At 72.0% G+C, this 4,300-nt stretch carries 5 protein-coding genes; 2 read left to right on the forward strand and 3 right to left on the reverse strand.

The genetic code is table 11. The features are described from left to right. Positions 1 to 405: 405 nt before the first annotated feature. Together HYE82_RS34450 and HYE82_RS34455 are read right to left on the reverse strand one after the other, a co-directional pair. Positions 406 to 594, reverse strand: a complete 189-nt coding sequence (locus HYE82_RS34450) for a hypothetical protein (RefSeq protein WP_179178157.1) — start codon at positions 592 to 594, stop codon at positions 406 to 408. Between the two features lie 427 nt (positions 595 to 1,021). Then, positions 1,022 to 2,368, reverse strand: coding sequence for an NAD(P)/FAD-dependent oxidoreductase (locus tag HYE82_RS34455; protein ID WP_256988099.1), 1,347 nt, complete (start codon positions 2,366 to 2,368; stop codon positions 1,022 to 1,024). 197 nt (positions 2,369 to 2,565) lie between these two features. Between HYE82_RS34455 and HYE82_RS34460 the strand changes: the two genes are divergently transcribed. Both HYE82_RS34460 and HYE82_RS34465 read left to right on the forward strand, forming a co-directional pair. Continuing rightward, a complete protein-coding gene (locus HYE82_RS34460) occupies positions 2,566 to 3,018 on the forward strand; it encodes a DoxX family protein (protein WP_179178158.1) in 453 nt (150 codons plus the stop codon). After that, positions 3,015 to 3,428, forward strand: coding sequence for a Zn-ribbon domain-containing OB-fold protein (locus HYE82_RS34465; protein ID WP_179178159.1), 414 nt, complete (start codon positions 3,015 to 3,017; stop codon positions 3,426 to 3,428). Before HYE82_RS34460 ends, HYE82_RS34465 begins: the two co-directional genes overlap by 4 nt. Before the next feature lie 12 nt (positions 3,429 to 3,440). On the opposite strand, the gene HYE82_RS34470 is transcribed toward HYE82_RS34465, so the two are convergent. Continuing rightward, entirely contained in the window at positions 3,441 to 4,160 is a 720-nt protein-coding gene (locus tag HYE82_RS34470) for a pyridoxal 5'-phosphate synthase (RefSeq protein WP_256988100.1), read from the reverse strand. Positions 4,161 to 4,300: the final 140 nt, after the last annotated feature.

Consider the following 4,300-nt stretch of genomic DNA (forward strand, 5'->3'; position numbering starts at 1 on the left):
GAGGGGTGGTGGGGCCGCATCGCTGCCTCCGCCCCCTTGTGGCGGCTGACACCCCAACTCCCGCCTGCGGCGTACAGTGGCGCACGACGGGGCGTAGTGGCGCCGGACCGGCATTCCGTGACTGTTGCGCCTGCGCGTTCACCATCGGTGACCACGTCGGCGCGGGGGCCGTCTGGCGGCCGAGACCCGTACCTGCCGCGTGCCCATGATCGCCTGGGTCTGCACCGGCGGCCCGTGCGCCGCCCATCTCATCGCCGACTGCGTCCGCCGATACTCGGTTCCGGTGTCGCCGCCGACGCGGCCGGGTCCCGGGAGGAATTCGCCGACGAGGCCAAAAGAGGCGCCGTCGGCGAATTTCGTGCCGGACCTTGCGTCGGCTTCCGGCAAGCCGTGTCCAAGGTGCGATTACTTTGACGCTTCCCGAACGGCCCTCTTGCTCTGAAGGGATTTGATCTTGGTGAGGGCGAGAGCATACACGCCTCCGAGGAGGAATGTGGCCGCATACTGTCCCCGCGCATTGCCGTCAAGGAGCTGGTTCGCCGCAATGAGCGCGGTCGCCCAGAGGAGAGTAAACGCCATCTTGGTCTTGATCATGACTTCACCCGTCTACGCGAGAGCAGCCGGGCGGTCGGTGGCGCCGGCGCCGACCGTTTTGGGGCCAGGCCCTTCGCCCCTTGCCGACGAGGCGGCTGACGCTTTGCGTTTCGTTATCGAGATTCCCTGATTCGACTCTTGAAGTGCGCCGCTGGCCGGACGGCGCCTTCTTGATCACGGGAAATCTACTCGCGGTTCATTGGTCGGGGAACCCTGCTTGAGGGAATCTTGAGCTTGATCGACAGCGTCATTCGTGAACCCGTGGCCTCAAAAGGGAATTCACGCCAGTCGGGTGAAATCAGGCCACCCGCCGGCTCGAAGGCGATCGGTCATCCGCAGTGCTCCGGGACGCGCCGACAGGGCGGTGTCACCGGGGGACCGGCCCGGTTGAAGAACACGCTGAGAGTCGGGAAGCGGGTGGGGGCGGTCAGGCGAGGGGGTCCACCGGGCGGAGGCCGATGACCGGGAGGGGCTCGTTCCGGGGTCGGGCTTCGGGCCGGGCGCCCAGGCGGCGGGCCAGGGCCTTGGCGATCTTCTCGGCATCGAGCGCCATCTCGCGGAACATGCCGCTGATGGGGTTGGTGAAGCCGGTGAAGTGCAGGCCCGGCGCGTGGGGCAGGGTGCGCGCGCCGTGCGCGCGGGGCCGGCCGCGCTCGTCGAGTACGTCCAGGTGCCCGACCAGGCCCTCCAGGGCGCGCCGGTAGCCGGTGGCGGCGATCACGGCGTCCGGGGTGATCCGCGAGCCGTCGGCGAGTACGACGTCCGCGCCGTCGAAGGAGTCCACCGCGGCCACGGGCTCGACCCGGCCGGCGCGGACGGCGTCGATCAGGCCGACGTCCTGCACCGGGATCGCCCCCTGCTTGACCCTGCTGTACAGGCCGGTGGTGGGGCGGGGGAGCCCGTACGCCGACAGGTCCGGGACGGACGCCTTGGCGATGAGCGCGCACAGCCGGTCCACGACCGGCACGGGCAGCCGCCGCACCAGGATCCCGCTGCGCTGGGCGGGCCAGCCGGCGGTGGAGCGGCGCACGATGTGCGGGGCGGTCCGCACGGCGAGCCGCACCCGTGCGGCGCCGCCCTCGGCGAGGTCGACGGCTATCTCGGCGCCGGTGTTGCCGACGCCGACCACGAGGACGTCCAGGCCGGTGTACGGTTCCGGGTTCCGGTAGTCGCGGGCGTGCAGCAGCTGCCCGCCGTACGTGTCGCGACCCGGCCAGTCGGGGACCGCGGGCGTGTGGTTGAACCCGGTGGCGACGACCACGGCCCGGCCGGCGAGCACGCGCCCGCCGGTGGCGTGCAGGAGCCAGGTGTCGGATTCGGGGTCGGCTTTGTGCTTGGCCTTGCGGCCGGTCTTGCCGCCGCCGCTGGGCTCGCCCTGGGCGGCGGCTCCGGAGTCGGCGGCGCCTTGGGTGTCGTCGGTGCGGGGGGCGCGCTCGATGCGGGTCACCTCCACACCGGTGACGAGTTCCAGATCGTGGAGCTCGGCGTACTTCTCCAGGTAGCGCACCACGTTGTCGCGGGACACCCACCGGCCGAACCGGCGGGGCACGGCCAGGCCCGGCAGGGCGGAGAGCCGGCGGGTGGTGTGCAGGTGGAGGCGGTCGTAGTGGCCGCGCCAGGAGGACCCGACCGTGTCGGTCTTCTCCACGACCACCGCCCGGATCCCGCGGCCGCGCAGCGCGGCGGCCGCGGCGAGCCCACCGGGCCCGGCGCCTATCACGTACACGGGGCGGGGCTGGGTGGTCATGTCTGGGGTGGCGTCGACTCCGGGCATGAAGAGTGATCGTATCGACACGCAGCGTTGTTGGGTCTCGGAGGAGCGGGGAATCGGTTGCGGATCGGTCACGGCGGGTGTGCGCCGGTGGTGGTGCAGGTGCGCGCACGGCGCGGCGGGGGCCTTGCGGGATCCGCCCGGATCCGCTCAACTGACGTACCGTCAGCTCGGGTGGAGAGGGAAGGCGGGGACTGCCCATGCGGACCGTCTGGCTCAGTGGGGCCGAGTGGCTCGCCGTACTCCGGATAGGCCTCGGCCTGTGGTGGCTGGAGAGCTGGCGGCACAAGGACAAGAAGGGCTGGCTCGAACGCGGCACCGGCATCGCCTGGGCCGCCGACGTCGCCGGAAAACACCGCTGGCCCTTCGTGAAGCACGGCTTCGAGAAGGTCGTCCAGCCCAGGCAGCGGCTGATGGCGTACGTCGTCGTCCACGCGGAACTCGCACTCGGCATGGGCCTGGTGCTCGGGTTCCTCACACCGGTCGCACTGGTGGGCGGACTGCTGCTGAACCTGCTCTACCTGCTGCTGATGATCCACGACTGGGCGGAGCAGGGGCAGAACGCGATGATGATGCTCGCCTCCCTCGTCGCTCTCTTCGCCATGGGCTGGCAGGCCTGGTCCCTCGACTCGGCGCTGGGACTGTTCCGGTGAGCGCCGCACGGTACGACCTGCCGGACGTCGACGAGTTCACCCGCCCCTACTGGCAGGCGGCCGCCGAGGGCCGGCTCCTGCTGCGCCGCTGCGCGCGGTGCGGGCGGGCGCACCACTACCCGCGGGAGTTCTGCCCGTTCTGCTGGGCGGGGGAGGAGCAGGTCGCCTGGGAGCAGGCCTGCGGAAACGCCACCCTCTACACCTGGTCCGTGGTCCACCGCAACGACCTGCCGCCGTTCGGGCAGCGCGTCCCGTACACCGCCGCGGTCGTCGACCTGGCGGAGGGGCCGCGGATGATGACGGAGGTCGTCGACTGCGATCCGGTGGACCTCCGCGTCGGGATGCCGCTGGAGGTGGCGTTCCGTGAGGCGGCGGAAGGCGTGCGGGTTCCGGTGTTCCGCCCGCGGTGAGCCGTCGGGCGGTCAGGGCCAGAGCAGCTCGCGGACCCACGCGGAGGCGCCCGGCGTGCGGCGGTAGCGCAGGCGGATGTGCCGGCGGGCGGCGTCGCCCTGGAAGAACTCGACCTCGGCGGGGTCGAGGACGTACCGCGTCCAGGTCGGGGCAGGGGCGTCCGGTTCCGCACCGGCCCGCTCCCAGGCGGCGGCCGAGGCCTCGGCCAGCTCCCGTACGGAGCCGAGCACCCCGCTCTGCCGGCCGGTGAGCGCCGCGGCGAGCGCGCCCTGCGAGCGGACTGCCAGGTCCGCCCGGCTCTCCTGCGGGCCGCAGGCGGTGACCCGGCCCCGGATCCGGACCTGGCGGCCGACCGCGGCCCAGTAGAAGACCAGCGCCGCATCCGGCTGCCCGGCCAACTGGCGGCCCTTGGCGCTGGTGGCGTGGGAGGCGAAGTGCCAGCCGCGGGAGTCGGCGTCGTGCAGCATCAGGATCCGGACGTCGGGCCGCCCCTCGGCGTCCACGGTGGCCAGACTCATCGTGTGCGGCTCGACCTGCCCCGCCCGGGCGGCGTGCACGAACCACTCCCGGAACAGCGGCACCGGCGCGTCGGGCACGGCTTCGGGGTCGAAGGCGGGGAGCCGGGTGTCCCACACGCGGAGCGAGTGCAGGGTGCTGTGGAACTCGTCGGGCTCGTGGAACTCGTGGGGCTCGTCGGGCTCGTGGGTGGGCTCGTCGGTCGCAGCGGGCATGGGGCCAGCGTAGGGGGGGGGTGCCTCTATGTCTTTCGTCAAGCCTGAGCTGGTCATGCAGCGACCGCTTCGGGGAGGCGTGATTCGTAGAAGGTTCCATCGCGGAGCATGGCGAACAGGACGCTGATGCGCTGCCGGGC

It is taken from the genome of Streptomyces sp. BR123 (genome assembly GCF_013401435.1).
Lineage (GTDB): Bacteria > Actinomycetota > Actinomycetes > Streptomycetales > Streptomycetaceae > Streptomyces.

Bases quoted from the DNA above. Each gene is read 5' to 3' on its own strand.
- HYE82_RS34450 (WP_179178157.1), bottom strand. From the start codon at position 594: ATGATCAAGACCAAGATGGCGTTTACTCTCCTCTGGGCGACCGCGCTC.
- HYE82_RS34455 (WP_256988099.1), bottom strand. From the start codon at position 2,368: ATGCCCGGAGTCGACGCCACCCCAGACATGACCACCCAGCCCCGCCCC.
- HYE82_RS34460 (WP_179178158.1), top strand. From the start codon at position 2,566: ATGCGGACCGTCTGGCTCAGTGGGGCCGAGTGGCTCGCCGTACTCCGG.
- HYE82_RS34470 (WP_256988100.1), bottom strand. From the start codon at position 4,160: ATGCCCGCTGCGACCGACGAGCCCACCCACGAGCCCGACGAGCCCCAC.